19 protein-coding genes and 3 pseudogenes are annotated in these 21,379 nt (G+C 60.4%); 7 read left to right on the forward strand and 15 right to left on the reverse strand.

Features of this window, described 5'->3' with window-relative positions:
- The first annotated feature begins 2 nt into the window (after window positions 1-2).
- From P3T25_RS20255 to P3T25_RS20270, 4 genes are read left to right on the forward strand one after another with little or no spacing between them, the layout of a single operon-like run.
- A complete protein-coding gene (locus P3T25_RS20255; RefSeq protein WP_154558337.1) occupies window positions 3-479 on the forward strand; it encodes a MaoC family dehydratase in 477 nt (158 codons plus the stop codon).
- 2 nt (window positions 480-481) lie between these two features.
- Window positions 482-1,735 (forward strand): CaiB/BaiF CoA transferase family protein, encoded by a 1,254-nt coding sequence (locus P3T25_RS20260; protein ID WP_154558336.1) that lies wholly within the window; start codon window positions 482-484, stop codon window positions 1,733-1,735.
- 43 nt (window positions 1,736-1,778) lie between these two features.
- Window positions 1,779-2,543 (forward strand): SDR family oxidoreductase, encoded by a 765-nt coding sequence (locus tag P3T25_RS20265; protein ID WP_429358795.1) that lies wholly within the window; start codon window positions 1,779-1,781, stop codon window positions 2,541-2,543.
- 42 nt (window positions 2,544-2,585) lie between these two features.
- Window positions 2,586-3,362 (forward strand): enoyl-CoA hydratase-related protein, encoded by a 777-nt coding sequence (locus P3T25_RS20270; protein ID WP_154558334.1) that lies wholly within the window; start codon window positions 2,586-2,588, stop codon window positions 3,360-3,362.
- A gap of 17 nt (window positions 3,363-3,379) precedes the next feature.
- Here the strand turns inward: P3T25_RS20270 and P3T25_RS20275 are convergent, their stop codons facing one another.
- The 3 genes from P3T25_RS20275 to P3T25_RS20285 form a co-directional block, all read right to left on the reverse strand.
- The gene (locus P3T25_RS20275) at window positions 3,380-4,540 is read right to left on the reverse strand and encodes an acyl-CoA dehydrogenase family protein (RefSeq protein WP_154558333.1); all 1,161 of its coding nucleotides are present in this window, start codon (window positions 4,538-4,540) and stop codon (window positions 3,380-3,382) included.
- A gap of 85 nt (window positions 4,541-4,625) precedes the next feature.
- Window positions 4,626-5,837 (reverse strand): acyl-CoA dehydrogenase family protein, encoded by a 1,212-nt coding sequence (locus tag P3T25_RS20280; protein WP_154558332.1) that lies wholly within the window; start codon window positions 5,835-5,837, stop codon window positions 4,626-4,628.
- An 11-nt stretch (window positions 5,838-5,848) separates the two neighbouring features.
- The gene (locus P3T25_RS20285; RefSeq protein WP_429358796.1) at window positions 5,849-7,783 is read right to left on the reverse strand and encodes an AMP-binding protein; all 1,935 of its coding nucleotides are present in this window, start codon (window positions 7,781-7,783) and stop codon (window positions 5,849-5,851) included.
- A gap of 351 nt (window positions 7,784-8,134) precedes the next feature.
- On the opposite strand from P3T25_RS20285, the gene bktB reads away from it, so the two are divergent.
- Window positions 8,135-9,316, forward strand: a complete 1,182-nt coding sequence (bktB, locus tag P3T25_RS20290; RefSeq protein ID WP_429358797.1) for a beta-ketothiolase BktB — start codon at window positions 8,135-8,137, stop codon at window positions 9,314-9,316.
- Window positions 9,317-9,398: 82 nt separating this feature from the next.
- Here the strand turns inward: bktB and P3T25_RS20295 are convergent, their stop codons facing one another.
- From P3T25_RS20295 to P3T25_RS20315, 5 genes are all read right to left on the reverse strand, one after another.
- Complete coding sequence (locus P3T25_RS20295) at window positions 9,399-9,836, reverse strand: carboxymuconolactone decarboxylase family protein (RefSeq protein ID WP_233468793.1); 438 nt, start codon at window positions 9,834-9,836, stop codon at window positions 9,399-9,401.
- Window positions 9,837-10,838, reverse strand: coding sequence for an NAD(P)H-dependent flavin oxidoreductase (locus P3T25_RS20300; RefSeq protein ID WP_154558329.1), 1,002 nt, complete (start codon window positions 10,836-10,838; stop codon window positions 9,837-9,839).
- Between the two features lie 424 nt (window positions 10,839-11,262).
- A complete protein-coding gene (locus P3T25_RS20305) occupies window positions 11,263-11,568 on the reverse strand; it encodes a hypothetical protein (RefSeq protein WP_154558328.1) in 306 nt (101 codons plus the stop codon).
- A 587-nt stretch (window positions 11,569-12,155) separates the two neighbouring features.
- Window positions 12,156-12,944 (reverse strand): SDR family NAD(P)-dependent oxidoreductase, encoded by a 789-nt coding sequence (locus P3T25_RS20310; RefSeq protein WP_429358798.1) that lies wholly within the window; start codon window positions 12,942-12,944, stop codon window positions 12,156-12,158.
- 180 nt (window positions 12,945-13,124) lie between these two features.
- Window positions 13,125-14,024, reverse strand: coding sequence for a LysR family transcriptional regulator (locus P3T25_RS20315; RefSeq protein WP_429358799.1), 900 nt, complete (start codon window positions 14,022-14,024; stop codon window positions 13,125-13,127).
- 392 nt (window positions 14,025-14,416) lie between these two features.
- Here P3T25_RS20315 and P3T25_RS20320 point away from each other — a divergent pair.
- Window positions 14,417-14,764 (forward strand): annotated as a pseudogene (locus P3T25_RS20320) (fatty acid desaturase); the annotation flags it as partial.
- Between the two features lie 297 nt (window positions 14,765-15,061).
- Here the strand turns inward: P3T25_RS20320 and P3T25_RS20325 are convergent.
- Both P3T25_RS20325 and P3T25_RS20330 read right to left on the reverse strand, forming a co-directional pair.
- Window positions 15,062-15,337: a hypothetical protein gene (locus P3T25_RS20325; RefSeq protein ID WP_372342450.1), complete on the reverse strand. Its 276-nt coding sequence runs from the start codon at window positions 15,335-15,337 to the stop codon at window positions 15,062-15,064.
- A 145-nt stretch (window positions 15,338-15,482) separates the two neighbouring features.
- On the reverse strand, window positions 15,483-16,436 hold the full coding sequence (locus P3T25_RS20330; RefSeq protein ID WP_429358800.1) for an alpha/beta fold hydrolase: 954 nt from the start codon (window positions 16,434-16,436) through the stop codon (window positions 15,483-15,485).
- Window positions 16,437-16,733: 297 nt separating this feature from the next.
- Here P3T25_RS20330 and P3T25_RS20335 point away from each other — a divergent pair, with 297 nt between their 5' ends.
- Entirely contained in the window at window positions 16,734-17,417 is a 684-nt protein-coding gene (locus tag P3T25_RS20335; protein ID WP_429358801.1) for a TetR/AcrR family transcriptional regulator, read from the forward strand.
- Between the two features lie 197 nt (window positions 17,418-17,614).
- On the opposite strand, the gene P3T25_RS20340 is transcribed toward P3T25_RS20335, so the two are convergent.
- From P3T25_RS20340 to P3T25_RS20360, 5 genes and pseudogenes are all read right to left on the reverse strand, one after another.
- The gene (locus tag P3T25_RS20340; RefSeq protein ID WP_429358802.1) at window positions 17,615-18,193 is read right to left on the reverse strand and encodes a YceI family protein; all 579 of its coding nucleotides are present in this window, start codon (window positions 18,191-18,193) and stop codon (window positions 17,615-17,617) included.
- A gap of 444 nt (window positions 18,194-18,637) precedes the next feature.
- Window positions 18,638-18,799: pseudogene (locus P3T25_RS20345) on the reverse strand (IS3 family transposase); the annotation flags it as partial.
- A gap of 19 nt (window positions 18,800-18,818) precedes the next feature.
- Window positions 18,819-19,367 (reverse strand): annotated as a pseudogene (locus P3T25_RS20350) (GlcG/HbpS family heme-binding protein).
- 232 nt (window positions 19,368-19,599) lie between these two features.
- Window positions 19,600-21,051 carry an NAD(P)(+) transhydrogenase (Re/Si-specific) subunit beta gene (locus tag P3T25_RS20355; protein ID WP_429358803.1) on the reverse strand — a complete coding sequence of 484 codons (1,452 nt, stop codon included), beginning with the start codon at window positions 21,049-21,051 and terminating at the stop codon, window positions 19,600-19,602.
- Entirely contained in the window at window positions 21,051-21,377 is a 327-nt protein-coding gene (locus tag P3T25_RS20360; RefSeq protein WP_097391320.1) for an NAD(P) transhydrogenase subunit alpha, read from the reverse strand. Before P3T25_RS20360 ends, P3T25_RS20355 begins: the two co-directional genes overlap by 1 nt.
- Window positions 21,378-21,379 lie beyond the last annotated feature (2 nt).

Below are 21,379 nucleotides of genomic sequence, written 5' to 3' on the forward strand. Positions count from 1 at the left end.
AAATGGCAGAAATCGAAACAGTTGGGCTGGGGATTCATTGGGAAGATCTGCCCGTTGGCCGCAGATTCCAAACCGTCGGCCGTACGGTGACTGAAGCGGATGTCGTCAACTTTGTTTCGGTAACGGGCATGCTTGAAGTGCTGTTCACCAACACCGAATTTCTGAAAGAGACGTCCGCGATCAAGGGCCGGGTCGCACCGGGTGCACTGGTGTTTACGTTCATCGAGGGACTGCTGACCCAGGCGACGATGCAAGGTGTCGGCTTTGCATTCCTGAACATGGAACTCGACATCAAGGGCCCGACCTTCGTTGGGGACACGATTCATGCCGAGTGCGAAGTGATCGAATGCCGAGCCAGCAATGGGCGACCTGGGCTCGGACTCGTACGCACCCGCAACCGGGTATTCAAGCAGGACGGCTCGGAAGTCATGGTCTATACGCCGCTGCGGCTGGTAAAGGGTAAAACCTACGAGGCCTGACCATGCACACCCCACAGCAACCCCTGGATCTTCCGACCGGCCCGCTGACCGGTGTGCGCGTGATCGACCTGACCATCAATGTGCTTGGGCCCGTCGCCACGCAGCTCCTCGGCGACATGGGCGCGGACGTCATCAAGATCGAACCGCCGGAAGGCGACCAGAACCGCAAGAACGGTCCTGGCCGCAACCCGGACATGGCGGTGTTCTACACGATCATGAACCGCAACAAGCGGAGCGTATCGCTTAACCTGAAGCTGGCCGAATGTCGCGAAGCGGTGCTGCGGCTCGCCGAGACCGCGGATGTCTTCGTTCACAGCATGCGGCCGAGCGCGGCGAAGCGTCTGGGGATCGACTACGAAAGCATCAAGGCACGCAATCCGCGCATCATTTACGCATCGGGCCCGGGCTACCGCCCCGATGGCCCCTACAAGGACCGCCCCGCGTTCGATGACGTCATCCAGGGCGAAACCGGCATTGCCGCGATGAATCGCGATGCGTACGGCTCGCCGCGCTATTTTCCCACCGTGATCGTCGACAAGTTCTGCGGCTACGTGCTGGCCTCATCGGTGAGCATGGCGCTGTACCACCGCGAGCGCACCGGTCTCGGCCAGTGCGTGCAGGTGCCGATGTTCGAAACGATGCTGCAGTTCAATCTGTTCGAACATTTGTGGGAGGGCGCGCTCGGCTCGGCTGACGGCAAGGGCCTCGGTTATACCCGAATGTTCTCGCCCCACCGCCGCCCCTATGCGACGAAAGACGGCCACATCTGCCTGCTGGCGGTCAACAACGAGCAATGGCGGCGCGTGCTGTGCGCGATTGACGCAGCGCACCTGCTCAATGACCCGCGCTTTTGCGATATGGCGGATCGCATGCGCAACATCAACGAGTTGTACCGCGCAGTCAGCGACGCGATCCTGACTCGCACTACAGCCGAGTGGAACGCCATCTTCGCAGCCGCCGATGTGCCGCACGGCCCGGTACGCGAGCTGAACGACCTGATGCAGGACGACTACATCAAGGAGACGGGGTTCTTCCAGCACTTCGAGCACCCAACCGAAGGCGACATGGTCATGACCTCGATCCCTGTGCACTTCTCCGAGTCGCCGGGCAATGTCCGCTACCTGCCGCCGAACCTGGGCGAGCACAGCATTGAAGTCCTCCTCGAGGCCGGCTACACCGCTAGCGAGGCGGCCAGCCTGAGTGGCCGCACGCTGGTCGATACGACGGATGCGCCTGAAACTATCACCAAGGCTTGACGGGCGCCGAAGCGCTCCGCTAAATCATGCGAGGAATCCGAAAATGAAAGGTCTCAAGAACAAGGTCGTGGTCGTCACGGGTGGCGCGGGCGGTATCGGCACTGCCATCTGCAAACGCTTCGGTGAAGAAAGCGCCATCGTCGCGCTGTTCGACCTGAATATCGAAAACGCGGGTCGTGTCGTGGCTGAAATCGAAGCCGCCGGCGGCAAGGCTCGCGCGTACCGCGTCGACATCACCGATCACGCTGGCGTGAATGCGGCGGTCGCCCAAGTCGAGGAAGAACTCGGTCCGATCGAAATGCTCGTGAATAACGCGGGCTGGGACATGGGCGCCTTTTTCCTCCAGACCGAGAAGCCGTTCTGGGACAAGGTGGTCGCCATCAACCTGTACGGCCCGCTGAATATGCACCACGCCGTGCTCAAGCGGATGGCCGAGCGCGGCCGCGGCAAGGTCGTGAATATTTCATCCGATGCCGGGCGCGTCGGGTCGTCGATGGAAGCGGTCTATTCGTTCTGCAAGGGCGGCATCATCGCCTTTTCGAAGACCATGGCGCGCGAAATGGCGCGGCAGCAGATTCCCATCAACGTCGTGTGTCCCGGCCCCACCGCCACCGCGCTGCTCGACAACCTCGCGCAGGGCGAGAAAGGTGACCGGATCAAGGCGGCGCTCGTCAAGGCAGTGCCATTCGGCCGCATGGGCGAGCCCGGCGATATCGCCGGAACAGTCGCATTCCTCGCCAGCGACGATGCCGCGTTCATCACCGGCCAGGTGATCAGCATCTCCGGTGGACTGACGATGGCCGGCTGAACGCCACGCTCCGCTTATTCAACCCGCAACCGGACCAGGAAAATGGAATTTCAGGACATTCTCTATCACGAAGCCGACGGCGTCGCGACGATCACCATCAATCGCCCGAAGGTCTACAACGCGTTTAACGCCAATACCTGCGAAGAACTGATCAAGGCATTCGGCAAGGCTGGATGGAACAAGGAGATTGGCGTCGTGGTCCTGACCGGCGCCGGCGAAAAGGCATTCTGCACCGGCGGCGACCAGTCCGGCGACGGGTATGGTGGGCGCGGCACGGTTGGGCTGCCCATCGAAGAACTGCAAAGCATCATTCGCGACATTCCCAAGCCGGTCATCGCACGCGTGAACGGCTATGCGATCGGTGGCGGCAACGTGCTCGTCACGATCTGCGACCTCGCCATCGCATCGGAAACCGCGATTTTCGGTCAGGTCGGCCCCAAGGTGGGATCCGTCGATCCCGGTTTCGGTACAGCATACCTGGCGCGGATCATCGGCGAAAAGCGGGCCCGCGAGATCTGGTATCTGTGCCGCAAGTACAGCGCGAAAGAAGCGCTCGAATGGGGTTTGATCAACGCCGCGGTGCCGCCGGACCAGCTAGATGCCGAAACGAAAAAATGGTGTGACGAGATTCTGCAGATGAGCCCGACCGCCATCGCACTTGCCAAGCGTTCGTTCAACATCGATAGCGAAAATATCCGCGGCATCGGCGCGTTCGCGATGCAGGCGCTGGCGCTCTACTACGACACCGACGAATCGAAGGAAGGCGGCAACGCGTTCCGTGAGAAACGCAAACCGGAGTTTCGCAAGTATGTGAAGTGACGATTGCGCGACGTACGTTACGCAGCCAGAGCGCGGGCGTCAGCCTGAATCTGGCGTGCGTAGCGATTCAGGTGATACTCCATGTTGCCGAACAATGCGTCGACGATCAGCGTGCGCCGGTAGTGATGGCCGACCTTGTACTCGTCGGTAATGCCGTAACCGCCGTGCAGCTGAATACCTTGCTGCGTGACGAATTTCCCGCTCCTGATGGTTTGCGCCTTGCAACCCGACACTTCCACGCTGCGCGTGCCGTTATCGTCGCTCAGCGCTTTGAGTGCCCGATGCAGCGTTGCCCTCGCCTGCATGGCATCGATCGCCATGTCGGCAATCCGGTGCTGCAGCGCCTGAAAGCTGCCGATCGGCACGCCAAACTGCTTACGTGTCTTCAGATATTCGGCTGTGAGTTCAACCGTGTCGTCGATGTCGCCGACCAGCTCCGCGCAACTCGCGACAATCGCCTCGTCCACCGCGGCCAGCAAGCCCTTCAGCGCCTCGCCGGGTGTGCCGATCACCGCTTTCGCCTCGACGGTCACGCTGGCGAGGACCAGGTCGGCGGCAGGTGTGCCGTCAAGCAGGCGGTACGGCTCAAGTGTCACGCCGGCCGCATGAGGATCGACGACGAACAGCCCTAGCCCAGCCGCATCGCGCACTCCCCCGGCCACCCGCGCAACGACGATCAGACGATCAGCCATCGTTGCACCGACCACCAGCGTCTTGTGGCCGTCCAGTCTCCATGCGCCGTCCTGAGCCTGCTTTGCTGTCATCGACACGTGCGACACGACGCCTCGCGCTTCCCGCTCACTGTGTGCAACGGCAATCAGCGTTTCGCCCGAGATGATCTCTGCCAGCAGCTCGTCGCGCTGTTTGCCGCTCGCGCAACGGGTAACGAGCGCCGCTGGGAACACACCACACATCACGTAAGGTTCCAGTACCAGCCCCCGCCCCAACTGCTCCGCGATGAGCGCGCTCTCCACCGGCGTAAAGCCCAGGCCGCCGAATGCTTCGGGTACCGCGACGCCGAGCCAGCCCATCTCGCCGAACGCGCGCCACATGTCGCGCGAAAAGCCGCCGCCATGAGCCGCCAGCTTGCGGCGGTGTTCGAAGGTGTAGTCTTTCTGCACGAAGCGCTGGGCGCTGTCCTGCAACATCTGCTGTTCGTCGCTCAGATCAAAGTTCATGCTGCGTCCTTTCCTGCTCGCCAGAGGCCGGAGCAGTGATGTCGTATGAAGTGAAGTGCCTTGCGTTATGGCGTCCACTCAACCGTCACAGGCCAAACAACGCCTTGGCAATAATGTTCCGCTGGATTTCGGCCGTACCGCCGTAGATCGTGCAGGCGCGCCGGTAAAACACCTCGGCGGCAAGACCTGGCGCGTAGTCCGGTCCCACGAAGCTTTGCTCCCGCAGCGCGTGCTCTTCGTTCGGATCGGCGTAGAACACCGCGCCGTAATCGCCGATCACCTCAAGCAGCATCTCGGTCAGCTTCTGATGCAACTCGGAACCACGCACCTTGAGCATCGAACCGATGGCCATACCACCGCTGCGCTCGTCGAGCCCTTGATGCAGAATCTTCTGCACCGCCATGTCGATGGCAAGCACTTCGAGTTCGTATTGCGCGAGCCTGACTGCGAACGTCGGATCTTCGATCAAGGGAATGCCGCCCGTACGCTCACGCATCGCATAGTGACGAATCTTGCGCAAATAGCGCTTCAGCGCCGGCGCTTCGGCGCCGAGGAAAGCGCGCTCGTTGAACAGCAGGAATTTCGTATAACCCCAGCCCTTGTTTTCTTCACCGATCAGATTCTCCACCGGGACGCGCACGTTGTCGTAAAACACTTCGGCGAGGTGGTTGCAACCGTCCAGCGTTGCAATGGGCCGAACCGTCACGCCTGGCGAGCTCATGTCGAGCAGCAGAAAGGAAATGCCCTTCTGCGGTTTGGCTTGCGAATCGGTGCGGACCAGAACGAAGTTCCACTGGCCATAGCTGCCGAAGCTGGTCCAGATTTTCTGGCCGTTGACGACGTAGTGATCGCCATCACGAACGGCCGTCGTGCGCAACGATGCAAGATCCGAACCCGATCCGGGCTCGGAAAAGCCCTGGGTCCAGAAGACCTCGCCACGCTGGATCGGCGGCAGGAAACGCTGCTTCTGCTCTGCATTCCCGAATTCGCAGATCACCGGCCCGACCAACGACACGCCGGCCTGATTCTGCGCGGGCGCACCGGCCAGATAACACTCCTCCTCGAAGATATAGCGCTGCGCCGCGCTCCACCCCGTGCCGCCCACCTCCACCGGCCAATGCGGCACCGACCAGCCTCGCGTTTCGTGCAGGATGCGAGTCCAGCGCAACGCATCGTCGTCGCCCGCGAGAAATCCCTGTTGGCCGCGCCAGGCGAGATCGCGAGGTAAATGCGTATGCAGAAAATCCTGCACCTCGGTGCGGAAGGTTTTGTCCGCGGGCTCGACATGAAAATCCATCGTGTGGGTTCCTAGGGTTCGGTTCGACGGATCTCGCCTGCAGCGCTCGCGGAGCCGGCGTTTCGACCCACCAGCGTGCGGGGCGTCGGCACCGGCTCATACAGTTCGGCCACCACGTCACCGCGTCGCGCGAGGACGTTGGCCTGACTGATCGCGCCTTTTGCGCTCAATTCACCGTTATCAAGCGTGGGCGGCTCGCTCTCGAGCGCGACCCGCAAAATTCGGCTCGAACTACCGCCGGGCTGTGTCGCCAACGCGTCGAGCCCGCGCTGAAAGTGCGCACGCACCCCCGTGCTGCGGACGATCCGGTGCGCGTCCGGCGCAGGCTCGTGCAGGTCGTCGCACAACGCCCTGCACGCCTCCAGGTCCGGAAACACGAGCGCAGTGAGAAAGTCGCGATCATGGCCGGCAATCACAACGTCCCGTGCATAAGGGGAAAAAAGGTTCAACGCAAGCAGACGCAGTTCAGCCACGTTCACCCAGGTGCCGGTGGAAAGTTTGAAGTTCTCCGCGAGCCGTCCATCGAAGCGCAAACCCTTCTCCGGATGCTGCGGATCGATGAACGTGCCGGCATCTCCCGAGCAGAAATAACCCTCTTCATCAAATGACGCGGCGGTCCGTTCGGGATCCTTCCAGTAACCAGGCGTTACGCAATCGCCCGCATAGCGTATCTCCAGCTTCGCCCCAACCGGAACCACCTTGACCTTGACACCGGGCACCGGAAGCCCGGCAATCGCTTCCCGGCGTGGATCCCACGCCGCCGACATCGGCGTGGGGCCGGCTTCGGTGCCGCCAAGGCCGGACATGATCAGCACGCGCTGACCGATCGTCCTGACCGCGAGCTCGTCGAATGCGGCCCAGATGTATTCGGGCAAGCTGGCGCCGCCATAGTAGATCAACGCCAGCTTGCTGAAGAAGTTGCGCCGCAGTGCATCATCGGCACGCAGATGCGGGATCAGCGCTGCCAGGCCTTGCGGCGTATTGAGGTAGATGACCGGCGCGATTTCCCGCAATGCCTCGACGGTCGGACCGATCTGCTCCGGCGTAGGCTTACCGGGATCCATGTAGTACGTCCCGCCGCCGTAGAGCACCATGCCGAAGTTATGCGTGCCGCCGAAAGTGTGATGCCAGGGAAGCCAATCCACCAGCACAGGAGGCGCGCTCTGAAGAAAGGCGAAGGTCTGTGCGACCTGCTGCCGGTTGCTGCACAACATTCGTTGCGAATAAATCACGCCCTTCGGCGCGCCGGTCGTACCGGACGTGAACATGATCTTGCCTACCGTATCGGGACCGACACTTTCAAACGCCTGATCGACGGCAGCGGTAACGGGTGTCGCAAGCCAGTCAGAAAAGAGCGAAGCCGCGCGCCCTTCTGGAAGCGTGCGGCTCACGAGGCATTCGACCTCGCCGAACACCTCCCGCAGGGCCCGGCCGTAGAGCGCCCCGTCGTCTGCAAACACCAGGCCTGGCGTACACACCGCGGCGAGATGCTTGAGCTTGGAGAAGTCCTCGGACAGCAGCGAATACGCTGACGTAACCGGCACATAGGGCACACCGACATGGAGCGCCGCGAGTGCAAGCAGCGCATGTTCGAAACTGCGGTCCGAAAGGATCATCAGCGGCTTGCTGGGCGACAGGCCTCGTGCGAGCAGAGCCTCGCCGAGCGAACGTGCGCCGTCTAGCGCCTTGCGGTAGGTCAGATGCTCCCAGCCGGCGCCATCGGCTGAGCGCCGTGCAAGCAGCGGCCGCTCGGGCGCGACACTGGCCCAATGCACCAGCCGCTCAGTCAAGCGCGCCGGATAGGGCTCCAGCGCCTCCTCCAGTTCATAGACCACGCTCCCGTCAGAACGGTATTCGACAGTCGCCTTCGTACCGCCCAGGCGAATGGGGCGATACGGCACATCCATTAAAGGGTCATGTGAAAGCGGACCTGCATTCATCTCCATCGTCCTGTCGTTAGTTCGCCATGCTCGCGTGACTACTCATTTGAGGCCTTCTCCAATTCCGTCACAGCCTGCTGCGCGAACCTATATATGAACATTGGTCAAATTTAAGAACAAGAATATCGCTAAATTGCGTGTGCGTCCATCCAGACTCGCCCGATATAGGGCGCTGCCGGAACACGGCTTAGCGTGCCCGCCCGATTGATGAGTCTGCTCAGCCCAGTCTCGCAAGCTTCTTAAGCTCAGACACAAACCGACCCTGGACATCTCGTCAAATTTGAGCTATTTTATGAACGTCGTTCATATTTGTAAACGATTCGGGGATGTCATCATCCTGATGTGCTGGAGAGCAAAATGGAAAGGGAAGTCGTAATTGCAAGCAGTGTTCGTACTGCGATCGGCGATTTCGGAGGCGCGCTCGCCTCCGTGGCGCCGACTCAACTGGGCGCGACCGTCGTCCGCGAAGTGCTCGCTCGCGCGTGCGTCGAAGGCGACGCGGTTGGGCACGTCGTGTTCGGCAATGTGATTCATACCGAGCCGAAAGATATGTACCTCGCGCGCGTAGCGGCACTCGAAGGTGGAATCGGCGTCGAAACGCCGGCATTGACGGTAAACCGCCTGTGCGGCTCGGGTCTGCAGGCCATCATTTCAGCCGCGCAGGCGATCTGGCTCGGCGACACCGATATCGCAATCGGCGGCGGAGCGGAAAGCATGACGCGCGCGGCCTATCTCGCGACCGGTGCGCGATGGGGTGCGCGCATGGGCGACATCCGTCTCATCGACATGATGGTCGGCGCACTTACCGACCCGTTTGGCGCGTGTCATATGGGCATAACCGCGGAGAACATTGCGGCGAAATACGGCATCACTCGTGACGATCAGGACGCACTGGCCGTGGAATCGCACCGTCGAGCCGGGCGTGCCGTCGAAGCCGGGTATTTCGCGGAGCAGATTGTTCCCGTCGCGGTACACACAAAAAAAGGCGCGACAATGTTCGAACTCGACGAGCATGTTCGCCCCACCACAACGCTCGATGAGCTGGCGAAACTGCGCCCGGCATTCCAGAAGGAGGGCACCGTGACGGCGGGCAACGCGTCTGGTCTGAACGACGGCGCTGCCGCCGTGCTGCTGATGGAGAGACGCACGGCTGAGGCACGCGGGATCCGCCCACTCGCCAGATTGGTGGCCTACGCTCACGCGGGTGTCGATCCACGATACATGGGCATCGGTCCTGTGCCGGCGACTCAAAAAGTCCTTCAACGCGCCGGACTGACCGTAGCGGACCTGGACGTTATCGAAGCCAACGAAGCGTTCGCGGCACAAGCCTGCGCCGTGGCAAAAGAACTGCAACTCGACCCGGCAAAGGTCAACCCGAACGGCTCCGGCATTTCGTTGGGACACCCAATCGGCGCGACAGGTGCGATGATCACAGTAAAAGCCCTCCATGAACTGAAGCGAATTGACGGCCGCTATGCGCTCGTGACAATGTGTATCGGCGGTGGCCAGGGTATCGCGGCCATCTTCGAACGCATTTAAATGCAATAGGGGCGCCGGCAGAGAAACCATCGAAGGACGTGATGTGACACGCCGCCGAACAGGCGGCGCATACACTGGCCCGCTACTCCTGAATGGTTGCGACCCGGTCGCCCAGTACTTCCTTGCACGCCTTGAGCGCGACACTCACCGCGGGAAAGCCTACATACGGAATCGCATGGAGGACAACTTCCTCCAATTCCTTCTCTGTCAAACCGTTCGCAAGCCCGATACGGACATGATTGCTGAACTCCCAGGGCGTACGTAGCGCGATCAGCATACCCAGCGTGACAAGGCTTCTGGAGCGGCGATCGAGGCCCGGACGCGACCACGCATCACCGAACGCATTTTCGAGGGCAAGCGACGCCGCATCGGCACCGAACCCGCCGGATGCCGCAGCGGCATCCATCGCGCCCAAAAACTCCTCACCCAGCATTTCCCGCACTACCTGACGTCCTTTTTCACGACTTTCTGACACGGTCCGCTCCTTGTTCGTCATCGACTGTTGTAGCTCAATCTGCATTCAGGCTGCGCACGCCGCTTCGCTATCAGTCTTGCCCATCATGGTGGCAAGACGTCGGTGAATCAGTTCGCGTGCCTCCACAATCATGCGAGTCACCAGTTCTTCGCAAGTCGGGATATCGTGAATGAGGCCAATGGCGAGTCCTGCCGGAAACGTTCCGTCGTCGGTGTCGCCCGTTTCGTAAATGCGTTTTCCGCGCTCGCCGCTTACGAGCGGCTTGAGGTCGGCAAATGTGGTGCCGTCCTGGCGCTCCAGCTCGAGCACCTGCTCCGCCACTGCATTACGGAAAATACGCGAGGTGTTGTTGAGAGACCGGAAAATCAACGCGGTCATCCGCTCATCATGCTGCAGTAGTTGACGTTTGACGTTATCGTGAATCGGCGCCTCGCGCGTTGCCATGAAGCGCGTGCCCATATTGATGCCATCCGCGCCAAGTGCGAGTGCCGCAACCATCCCGCGCGCATCCGCTATGCCGCCCGATGCGAGCATAGGAATGTGTAGCCGCGCTGCTGCTGCCGGCAATAAGACGAGGTTCGGCACGTCGTCTTCGCCAGGATGACCCGCACATTCGAAACCATCGATGCTGACCGCGTCGCAGCCGATCGCCTCCGCTTTCAATGCGTGGCGCACTGACGTGCACTTGTGAATCACCTTGATACCGGCGGCTTTGAAGGCAGGCAGATACGGTTCGGGATTACGTCCGGCCGTCTCGACGATCTTGACCCCGCTCTCCACAATGACCTGCACGTACTCGTCATACGGAACGGGCTTGATCGTTGGCAGAATAGTCAGGTTCACGGCGAACGGCATTGCGGTCATCGACCTCACACGATCTATCTCGACGCTTAGCGCTTCGGGTGTCGGCTGCGTCAATGCGGTGATGGTGCCGAGGGCACCTGCGTTTGATACCGCCGATGCCAGCTCGGCGCGTCCCACCCACATCATGCCGCCCTGCACAATCGGATAGCGAATGCCCAATAGCTCCGTAATGCGTGTTTTCATGCCCTGGTTTCCGTGAAGCAATGGAGTTCTGGCGCTGCAACTGCCATCGTGCAGACGCAACCGCCTTGAAGATGCGCACCATCAACGCCCCTCTCACTGTTCTTATTTTAGAACGATGTACAATTATATACACTTTTCGAAATCCCACCAACACCTCATGAGATGGGAGCGGCGGTGGCATGTCGCCGCCACTGGGCATTTGCTCTTTGGAGCGCGATTCGAGCCCGGCAACGCATGGTGAAACACGAATCCAGGGAGACGTAGTGAATCCGCGAGACAACATCGGCGACAAGGCGGTCGTCGTTCGGTCATCGCTGGCAGAGTCAGAAGAGGTGGTGGGGATCTCGAAGCTGGCGCGAGCGCGCCAATACTCAACACCTGAATGCAGATGCCGACCCAACCGGCCGGCATCGTTCAACACTGCTTAATTGAGAAGCGCGACGAAAAATACGATTGCGCCGAGCAGTGCACCCAGAAAGCAATAGCCCTCGCTTTGCCCGTCTTCGGCACGCTGCCCACGGCGCGCAAGGCAACTCACCACGCCGAAGAACGATGCACCGCCGAGCACAACAAAAATCATGACGATGTCGAAGATCGCGGAACGACCGAGTTCCTCCATCCGCCAGTCACGCAGCACCAGATAGACGGCTGCGACAACGACCGACAGCAGCAGAAGCGGAAACATCACGCGCCGCTCGTCGCGGGAGAGTTTTTGAGTCAGACGGGTCATGAGCGGTTTCCCTCAAACATATCAGTTGGGGTCATCGCGGCGCCATTGCGCGGCGTGCTTTCTGAGCGAAGCAAGTTGACTTTGCGAAGCAACGAGGTCAAGCGCGACGGCGCGCTGGGCGGAGCGGTGGAATCCGGTTCGCCAACGTCTTCGCACGACAACCCGGCGTCGACGGGCGGGGCTCCAGAACTGAGCGAGTAGTCGGCGAGAACGCCGCACAAATCGGAATACAGGAGATACATCGTTTGTCTCCAATCAGGCGATGCCAGGTGGATGCTCGTGAGGCATCTCTTGACGTTCATCGTAGGCGAGCGCGTTCCGTTATGCAACTATCCGTTCAATTATTTGGATCGGTGTTTTCACTAGTTTTCATGACGTCGCCGTGCGGACGACGGCTCATTGGCTGCATCACGGTCAGATCGACAGAGCGCCGTTTATTCCGCGACCGCACATAAAAAATCCCCGATGCCGTACTTTCGGCACCGGGGACAAACAGACATCATGTACAGGCTTCACTCGCTGCTTACAACACGATTAACGCCACCCGATCTGGGGCGAGCGCGAGTCACCCGCTACATCGGCATCCTTCAGGAAATCTGGAAGCCTCCGTCGATGGCAAGCAACTGCCCAGTCACATAATCGGCGGCGGGCGACGCGAAGAACAGCACAGCACTTGCGATATCAGCGGCAACGCCCATGCGCCCCAAAGGCATGCGCCCCGGCTGCGTGATCGGCCCATGTGCCTGATGAACTTTCGTCGATGCAGCGGCGCCTTCGGTAGCGACGCCACCTGGAAGCACGGCGTTGACGCGAATACGGTCCGCGGCGAATTCGAGGGCAGCGACTTTCGTCAGATTGTTCACGCCGGCCTTTGACGCGCCGTAATCGCCATTGTCGAAAATCACCGGTTGCAGGGATGCCACGGACGAGATATTGATGATCGACCCACCCGTTCCGGCGGCCTGCATCCGCTTGACTGCCTCACGCATACACAGGAACGTTCCACGCAGATTGACGCGCAACACGCGGTCCCATTTCTCCGCCGACGTATCGACGAAGCTCGTCTTCGGATAGATTCCCGCGTTATTCACCAGCACATCAAGCCGGCCGAGTCTGGCGTGCACGGCCTCGAACATCGCAATGATCGAGGCTTCGTCGCCAATATCGACTTTCACCGCGATCGATTTGCCCGCAGCCGTTTGAATCTGTGCGACCGTTTGCTGAGCCCCCTCCTCGTTCAGATCGGCCGCGACAACGATCGCCCCGGCCGATGCCAGCAATAGCGCCGTTTCCCGCCCGATACCGGAACCTGCACCAGTCACGAGAGCAACCCGGCCGCCAAGGTTAAACAGGCTCTCCACTTTCAATGAACTCACTGCTCCTCCGATCACTCGCCATGCGAGCACTTGTTTTGTGAACGTCATTCACGAAAGTAAACAGTGCTGGGGGTGTTGTCAAGACAGAGGAAGTCCCGGGGGCGTGCGCAGTACACGATGCCAAGCTCTGTTGTCAGAGCAGAATCTCAGCGAGAGTTCATACGGACCTGACGGACCTGCTCACTTTTGCACGGTGAGCGACAGATCGCGAATGATATCGAGCATCGCGCGGTGATACGGCTTATGCGGACGATCGGTCCAGATCAGGGAGACTTCCGTATCGAGCGACGGCGATAAATCCTCGATATCGATAAACACCACGCCTTCAACCGGGAGATGTCTTGCCGAATCAAGCATCAATCCGACGCCGAGTTCGTTTGCGACGAGATTGAGCATCGTATAAGGGTGACGGGCTTGCTGGGTGACCTTCGAAGACACGCCGGCATCGCGCCGGGCAGCCTCGAACGCCGCGAACACGGGTTGCGAAATCTGCTGCGGAAACATGATGAGCGGATACGTCGTGAGATCTGCCATGCTGATGCGGGTTCGCCGAGCGAGCGGCCAATTTGCCGGAACCGCGGCCACCATGTTCATACGTTCGATGACGATGCTCTCCAGTTCATGCACATCGGCAACACTCGTGACAACTACGCCCAGATCAATGCTGCCGTTCTTCACACTGGCCACAGTAAGCGCACTGCCACGCTCAATCAGGCGCACGTCGACACCGGGCCATTGTTTGCGGAGGGCATGCAGGGCAAGGGGCATGATGTGCATCGCGCACATCGGCACGAACGCAATACTGAGGCTGGCCAGTTCGTCCGCCGCCTGACGCACGCGGCGCTCCGCCAGATCCGCCTGGGCGAGCAGCGGCTTCGCCTCCGCCATGAGCGCCTCGCCGGCAGCGGTCAGTGACACCCCACGCGGCGTGCGCTCGAGCAATTTAATGCCCAGCGATTCCTCCAGACGCATGATGGACTGACTCAGCGGCGGCTGAGCCATGCCAAGCCGTGCTGCCGCGCGGCCAAAATGCCGGGTCTCCGCAACCGCGACGAAATGCCGGAGGTGACGCAATTCCATGGCGTGATATCGAGTCGATATGAGGATGGCGAAAGAATATCGTTTTTGCGCTTCCCCGGCGAGTTGCATATTCGCCATCAATGGGTACGCCGCTAACCCCAGCGGCGATCCGTGCGGCCGGACATGGTGCGATGCCGAGTTGTTCCTCGAAGATCCGCTTCGAACCTGGCTAGTAACGCCTGTTGCCCCCCGCCAGTTTATCCGCGGCCCCCCAGCGGCTCTACAACTGTCTCGGAACGCTCGAAAATACTTGATCTGAGCGGGTCTGACGCTTCAAAGCGTCGCGACAGGCATCCGTAGCGACCTGCGGGTAAATTGCGGGTAAGAGTTAATATTTTCACCCAGCAATGACCCATCAAGTCCCAACCAGCAAGGCTCTGTGCGATCCTAAGTTGCTCCTGAACAACAACTATCATCTGGTTCACCACGACTTGCCTCATGTTCCGTGGTTTGCACTCCGGAGCGTCTATGAAACGTCCCGACAGCAGTACATAGAACGCTCGGGAGGCTTTCTCGTGCACGGTTATAGCGAATGGTTGAGGCTTTACGCATTCGCTCTGGTTGCGACTCCGGTGCATGGCGGCAATCTATCCGATTTCATTCAGAGAAACCCGCCTGCTTCCGCCCGGTTTGCGGGTAAGTTGCGAGGCACTTTCATGGCAGTTGTCCGTCAAGGAGAACTTCATGAAGCTCATCCGTCTGCGACTGCAGAACGCCGAAGCGCAGGACAAATTACATAAACTCCGGGGCCGCGAGGCCGCGTGTTTCCACGCGCTATGCGAAGGGTTCGCCACTCGGGACCATGCCGGTGCACGACAGGCGACATTCACGGCAAATCCCATCGCTAGTCGAAGAGCTGCGGCACCGGCTGAGCATTTCTACGCTACTGCGCGTCTGAATGAAAGGCAACGCCGCGCCTCATGGTCGAAAAGTCGGTCGCTACCCCCAGGCACCAGAACAGCCCGCTCTCCAAGTACCTGACGCGACGATTCACGCTCTGGACGTCCATCAAAATCAGGTGCGATGCGTGCGCTACATTAACGGCGAGAGTTAAACGAATCCGCGCCAGTAGCGATCACGGCTAAAGGAGTGCCCGATGCGGACGCATCAGTCACGACACCACCGACGCCGCTGAAGCCAGCAACGCGAACCTGTGCCGTAACGCGTGGTGCATTTTGCGCAGCGAGCGTCAACGCGCTTTGGCCGCGTTGCGAAGCCGGTGCACCGTCAATCGGGTTATATGACGGTGCGGGACCAAAGCCGCTCGCAAAGACAGGGGGCGCCAGGAAAGCCGTTGCGGCGACCATGGTCATTGCGAGCAGGTTTGTGCCGACGAACAACAACGGCGCAGCGAGATTCTTTTTCATGATGTTCATTCCAATGTGTCGTAAAGGTTGTGGGTCTGGCGTGCGTTCATTGAACGTCGTCAGAGCCGCGGCGCAGTAGCCGCTGCCGGACTCAGTTCGCTGCGAGGAAGTTCTGTACCGCGGCGATAGTCGGCGCGGGCGCTTCGTCCATCAACCAATGACCGGCGTTCGGCACGATGACTTCCTGCACGTTCGTCGCCGCGTTGCGCATCTGGACCGCCACGTTGGCGCCGAAGGCCTTCTCTGCGCCGATGGCGAGCACCGGCATCGTCAGCTTCGTCTGCATCGCCTTGAGGTTGTCGGCCTCGTCCTTCTGGTCGATCGCGAGGAACTGGGCGAACGCGGAATGCATCGCGCCGGGCCTGGCGTAGATCGCGGCGTAGTGGCGACGGGTCGCTTCGTCGATCTTCGACGGGTCGCCGGCGAACTCGTCCCAGAAGCGGTCGAGGTAGATGCGCTCGCGGCCGCCGACCAGGCGCTCGGCGTCCCGGCCGCCGAAGTTGAAGTGCCACAACGCGGGCATGCGCACGATCTGGTTCCACGGAGGGATGCCGGGTATCGGCGAATCGATCACAACGAGGCGGCTTGTTTTGTCCGGATAGCGCGCGGCGTACGCATACGCGACCATCACGCCGATGTCGTGGCCCACGATATCGGCGCGATCGATGCCGAGGTTGTCGAGGGCAGCGCGGATGTCGCCGGCCTGCGTCCACTTGTCGTAGCCGCCCGCGGGGTGCGAGGACAGACCCATGCCGCGCAGGTCGGGCACGATGACGGTGTGGTCCTTCTCGAGCGCGGCGGCCATCGGCGACCACATGTCGCCGGTCTCGCCGAAGCCGTGAATCAGCACGACCGCGGGCCCGTGGCCGCCGACGCGGACGTTGATCGTCGCGTCGTCGTTCACCACCTGCGAGGTGCGGAAGTCGGCCGGGAAAGGCGTGGGCGCGGCGTGGGCCGACAAGGTGCCCAACGCCAGGCTGGCGGCAAGGCCGGCCACGACTCGGCGGAAGCGGCGGGAAAACGTGGATGAAACGGCCGCGGACACGCTCAGCTCCTTGGGATGGGGGGACTGGCATCCCGCATTCGAAAACGTTCTCCGGATGCTGTTACGCCAGTCACGCTTTACCGTCACGTCTCCCCCCTCCGAACGCGCGCCATCGGCCACAACTCGCGCAAGATTTTCAGTGTGTCCGTGGGTGGAGTCTTGGAGAACAAATGCTTTCGCCATGGTGAATCTTCCTTGCCCTGGGGCAATGTGGATCAGTTGAGATGCGCTGCAGTTCGGCGGTCGAGGCCGGGTGCCGCATCGACTCCACGCATTTTATGACGATCGTCAGAAAACATGCAACCGATTTTTGTGACGACCGTGATAAAATGGGTTTTTGAGTCGTTCACTCTCACCATTAACCGAAGGATCCAGATGGCCAGGCCCAGGGAATTCGACGAAGACACGGTGCTCGAAGCCGCAATGCAACGTTTCTGGAACAACGGCTATGAGGCGACATCGATGCGCGACCTCGCCGACCTCACCGGAATGACTACGCCAAGCCTCTACAACGCGTTCGGTGACAAGAGAGCCATCTACCGTCTCGTGCTCGATCGGTACGTCCGTCTGGCGCTCAAAACCTGCTCGGCGATCTTCGGAGGCGATGAGCCGCCCTTACGCGCATTGGAGCGGTACTTCGATGCAACGATTGAAGAAGCGCTCGCCGACACGCTTCACAAGGGGTGTTTTGTCGTGAACACGGCGTTGGAGGTGGCGCCGCACGACCAAGGCTTCAGAGAAGTTGTAACCGGAGTCTTTGGTGAAATCGAAAAATGTGTCCGCGACTGTGTCGCGGCTGGGCAGCGCGACGGATCAATCCTTACCTCGCAACCTCCAGCCGACATCGCACGGCTCGCTCTGAGCACCATCCTGGGCCTCCGGGTTCTGGCCCGCGCCAATCCCGATCGCGAACTGCTGAGCGGGGTCGTTCGGCCGTTTTTCGTTTTGCTAAGGACACCGACTCAGGGAAGCGGCCAATGAGGAAGGAAAGTCGCGTTCGCGGTGGGGCAGAAATTTGCCCCAAAGTGGCGGAGCGATGGCCAACGCGGCCCGAGCCGCTACACGCCGGCAACACAGCTGCGGTACTCGACTGCGTACGCCGGGCCAAGGCACGCTGCGGGTCAAGCCGCGAGTCAAGCAGGTGGCGGCACCGGGTAGTTGTCGATGCCGCCTATAGACTAATCCGCCTTCACGCCTTCAACCTGAATCTGCAAGCGAGTCAACGTCTTGAAACCGTAATTGGTGCCCCAAGCCACGCCGTAGTCGGCGCGGTCGAATTTCGCGCTGGCTTCTGCACCGCACACTTCTTTCTTGATCAGCGGGTTGATGAAGCACTTGAACGAATCGATCTTCAACGTCAGCGGTTTGGTCACTCCGTGAAAAGTGAAGTCGCCCGAGACTTCGACCGGCGTGTTGCCGTCGAACCGGAGCGCACTACCTTTGAACATCGCGGTCGGGTACTTGATAACATCGAGGAAATCTGCTGACTTCACCCGCGTATCGAGTGGTGCATTTCCGGTGTCAATCGACTCGGTGTCAATCGACACGTCGACTGTTCCAGTCTTCGCCGCGACGTCAAGCGACACGACGCCGCTGCTTTTCGTAAACTTACCGCGCCACACCGAAATGCCACCAAAATGGTCGGCTTCGAAGCTGGGATAGGTGTGCCTCGGATCAAGGTTGTAAGTCGTCGGTGTCGCCACGGCTGACCCCGCGATCAGCGCGAGAACGGCAGATACAATCAGGTGCTTGTTCAAATCAGACTCCTTCGGTGTCGATGATGGGCCGCTTACTGCCTGCAGCAAACTTGAACAGCGCTGACGCGCATGCTCCAATTAAACAAAATATGACCGTACGAACCGTTAGCAATTTTTTTTCGCCGCAGAGCACGCTTGGTCTTGATGTATTGAAACGCGAAAATGTATCTTGCTTATGTCAGGAAGTATCGTTTGTGTAAGTGCGTGTATATAGATCCCGTAAGATACATTGCGATACAAAGAGGAGTGGGGACAGGGTGAATTCGCTGCCTGGATCGCTGCGCTAAGTTCCGCCCGCGTCAATTCCCCTCGCTTGCGACCAGGGCTGTTAATTTCTCGTAGCTCCGCAGACGCAGCGCCGCGAACGTTCAAAGTTCAGCGCGCTGCGGTGCCGCTCGATGGTGATGCTTCGGCCTGATGTAGCCCGCAGGCGTTGTGCTTGAGTCATGCCACGATGGCAGACCCAGCGAGTTTTGCGTAATAAGCGGCTCCCGCCTCGGCGGATGGAACGTTGCCGATCGGCTCCAACAGCCGCCGATGATTGAACCAGTCGACCCATTTGAGCGTAGCCAGCTTAACGGCCTGCAAGTTGTGCCACAGCCCACGCCATGGTCAATGGTGACGCTTATCTCACCATATCGGCGCCAGCCTTACATGCTGCAGCGTCCTGATCGGCTGTTGCACCGCTACAACCGATAGCGCCGATCAGCTTGCCACCTTCGATCAGCGGTCACCCACCAGGAGAGGCTATCAGCGTCGGATCGACCGTCGCCCAGTAGGCATGACCGGCCTCGAAGGCGTTGTAGAAAACGCGCGTCTCTCGACGGTAACGCGCCGCAGTGCGGGCCTTGCCCTGGGCAATGTTGATCGAGGCAAGCTGTGCGCCATCCATGCGCGAGAAGTGGACGAGTTCGCCATGCGTATCGACAACGGCGATGTTCACCTTCCAGCGATGTTTGCTCGCCTCGGCCTCAACCGCGGCGACCAGCTTTTTTGCAGTCTCCAGACTGATCGGAGTGCCGTACGGTATATCAAACGGCATGCCGTCCGCAGTGCCGCCGGCGGACGGTTGCGCTGGTGGTGCTGTTGGCGCTGCCGGTACTTGCGCGCAGACCTCGGCGTTGATTAGCAGCGCCCCCCAAACCATCAACGATGTCAACACGAGCCTACGCATGCGAATCCTCCTATAGTGTTGTCAAAGAAACGTATGTCGATCCATCCAATCAAAACTACTCTCTCGATTCGACCAGGCCCTTTGCGGCGTCTGCTCAGAATCTCGCAATTTTTGCGGGGCCTTCGCGTCATCCACCAAGGCGACGGCGGCCGTAGCACATTGCAACGGCTCGTCATCTTGATAGAACCTTTCCTGTCCACAATCTTCCATTGGCTTCATAACCTGAGTCCCGTTATGTTGACTTCGCCATATCTTCGATCACCTTCTTCGCATCGCCGAACACCATCATCGTCTTGTCCATGTAGAACAGGTCGTTGTCGAGACCCGCGTAACCTGCGGCCATCGAACGCTTGTTCACGATGACCGTGCGCGCCTTATAAGCCTCGATGATCGGCATGCCCGCGATCGGTGACTTCGGATCGTTCTTCGCGGCTGGATTCACCACGTCGTTCGCACCGAGCACCAGCACCACGTCGACCTGACCGAACTCGCCGTTGATATCGTCCATTTCGTAGACCATGTCGTACGGCACTTCGGCTTCGGCGAGCAGCACGTTCATGTGACCCGGCATCCGTCCGGCCACCGGGTGAATCGCGTACTTCACCTCGATGCCCTTCTCCACCAGCTTGTCGGTCAGCTCCTTTAACGCATGCTGCGCACGCGCCACCGCCAGCCCATAACCCGGCACGATCACCACGGTTTCAGCGTTGCCGAGCATGAACGAAGCGTCGTCAGCCGAACCGGATTTCACCGGACGCTGCTCCGCCGACCCACCCGCCACCGCCGCTCCCGCCTCGTTACCGAAGCCGCCGAGAATCACGTTGAAGAACGAACGGTTCATCGCCCGGCACATGATGTACGACAGAATTGCACCGGACGAACCCACCAGCGAGCCCGCGATGATCAGCATCGGATTGTTCAGCGAGAAGCCGATGCCCGCCGCCGCCCAGCCCGAGTACGAGTTCAGCATCGACACGACCACCGGCATATCCGCGCCGCCAATCGGAATGATGATCAGCACGCCGAGCACGAAGGCGATGATCGTCATGATGATGAACGGCAGCCAGGATTGCGTGAGGAAGAAGATCACGCCGAAGCCGAGCATCGCGATCGCGAGCAGCAGGTTGATCAGATGCTGCCCTGCATAGACGACCGGTGCGCCCTGGAACAGCCGGAACTTGTACTTGCCCGACAGTTTGCCGAACGCGATCACCGAACCGGAGAACGTAATCGCGCCGACGAATGTGCCGATGAACAGCTCGACGCGATTGCCGTACGGCAGGAAGCCCGGCACCGGATTGTCCGGATCGACCAGACCGAAGGCCGACGGCTCCGATACCACCGCATACGCAATACACACAGCCGCAAGACCGATCAGCGAGTGCATTGCCGCGACCAGCTCCGGCATCTTGGTCATCTCGACGCGAGCGGCGACGAACGCGCCGATCGCACCGCCGACCACCAGCGCGACCAGCAGCAGGCCGAGCCCTAACCCAAGATTCGAGCCGAGCGCATTCGCCTGCTTGACGATCAGCGCGATGGTGGTGAGGATCGCAATCGCCATCCCGACCATGCCGAAGGTATTGCCGGTGCGCGCCGTCTTCGGATTCGACAGCCCCTTGAGCGCCTGAATGAAGCAGACCGACGCAACCAGATAAAGCAGCGTGACGACGTTCAGACTCATTACGCGTTCTCCTTGGCGGCTGCGGGGAGCTTCTTCGGCTCTTTCTTCCTGAACATCTCCAGCATTCGCCTTGTCACCAGGAATCCGCCGAACACGTTCACTGCGGCGAGCGCGACGGCCAGCGTGCCGAAGAACTTGCCGGTGTCGCCTACGGTGAGGCCTGCCGCGAGCATCGCGCCGACGATCACGATCGCCGAAATCGCGTTGGTCACGGCCATCAGCGGCGTGTGCAGCGCGGGCGTGACGTTCCAGACGACGTGATAGCCGACGTAAATCGCCAGCACGAAGATGATCAGGTTGATGACGGTGTGGTTGATGACTTCCATCG

This window comes from Paraburkholderia sp. GAS32 (assembly GCF_050434225.1).
Classification (GTDB): Bacteria; Pseudomonadota; Gammaproteobacteria; order Burkholderiales; family Burkholderiaceae; genus Paraburkholderia; species Paraburkholderia madseniana.

Bases quoted from the DNA above. Each gene is read 5' to 3' on its own strand.
- P3T25_RS20275 (WP_154558333.1), bottom strand. From the start codon at position 4,540: ATGAACTTTGATCTGAGCGACGAACAGCAGATGTTGCAGGACAGCGCC.
- P3T25_RS20260 (WP_154558336.1), top strand. From the start codon at position 482: ATGCACACCCCACAGCAACCCCTGGATCTTCCGACCGGCCCGCTGACC.
- bktB (WP_429358797.1), top strand. From the start codon at position 8,135: ATGGAAAGGGAAGTCGTAATTGCAAGCAGTGTTCGTACTGCGATCGGC.
- P3T25_RS20295 (WP_233468793.1), bottom strand. From the start codon at position 9,836: ATGCAGATTGAGCTACAACAGTCGATGACGAACAAGGAGCGGACCGTG.
- P3T25_RS20280 (WP_154558332.1), bottom strand. From the start codon at position 5,837: ATGGATTTTCATGTCGAGCCCGCGGACAAAACCTTCCGCACCGAGGTG.
- P3T25_RS20305 (WP_154558328.1), bottom strand. From the start codon at position 11,568: ATGACCCGTCTGACTCAAAAACTCTCCCGCGACGAGCGGCGCGTGATG.
- P3T25_RS20360 (WP_097391320.1), bottom strand. From the start codon at position 21,377: ATGGAAGTCATCAACCACACCGTCATCAACCTGATCATCTTCGTGCTG.
- P3T25_RS20265 (WP_429358795.1), top strand. From the start codon at position 1,779: ATGAAAGGTCTCAAGAACAAGGTCGTGGTCGTCACGGGTGGCGCGGGC.
- P3T25_RS20255 (WP_154558337.1), top strand. From the start codon at position 3: ATGGCAGAAATCGAAACAGTTGGGCTGGGGATTCATTGGGAAGATCTG.
- P3T25_RS20355 (WP_429358803.1), bottom strand. From the start codon at position 21,051: ATGAGTCTGAACGTCGTCACGCTGCTTTATCTGGTTGCGTCGGTCTGC.
- P3T25_RS20335 (WP_429358801.1), top strand. From the start codon at position 16,734: ATGCAACCGATTTTTGTGACGACCGTGATAAAATGGGTTTTTGAGTCG.
- P3T25_RS20270 (WP_154558334.1), top strand. From the start codon at position 2,586: ATGGAATTTCAGGACATTCTCTATCACGAAGCCGACGGCGTCGCGACG.
- P3T25_RS20325 (WP_372342450.1), bottom strand. From the start codon at position 15,337: ATGACCATGGTCGCCGCAACGGCTTTCCTGGCGCCCCCTGTCTTTGCG.
- P3T25_RS20300 (WP_154558329.1), bottom strand. From the start codon at position 10,838: ATGAAAACACGCATTACGGAGCTATTGGGCATTCGCTATCCGATTGTG.
- P3T25_RS20315 (WP_429358799.1), bottom strand. From the start codon at position 14,024: ATGGAATTGCGTCACCTCCGGCATTTCGTCGCGGTTGCGGAGACCCGG.
- P3T25_RS20285 (WP_429358796.1), bottom strand. From the start codon at position 7,783: ATGGAGATGAATGCAGGTCCGCTTTCACATGACCCTTTAATGGATGTG.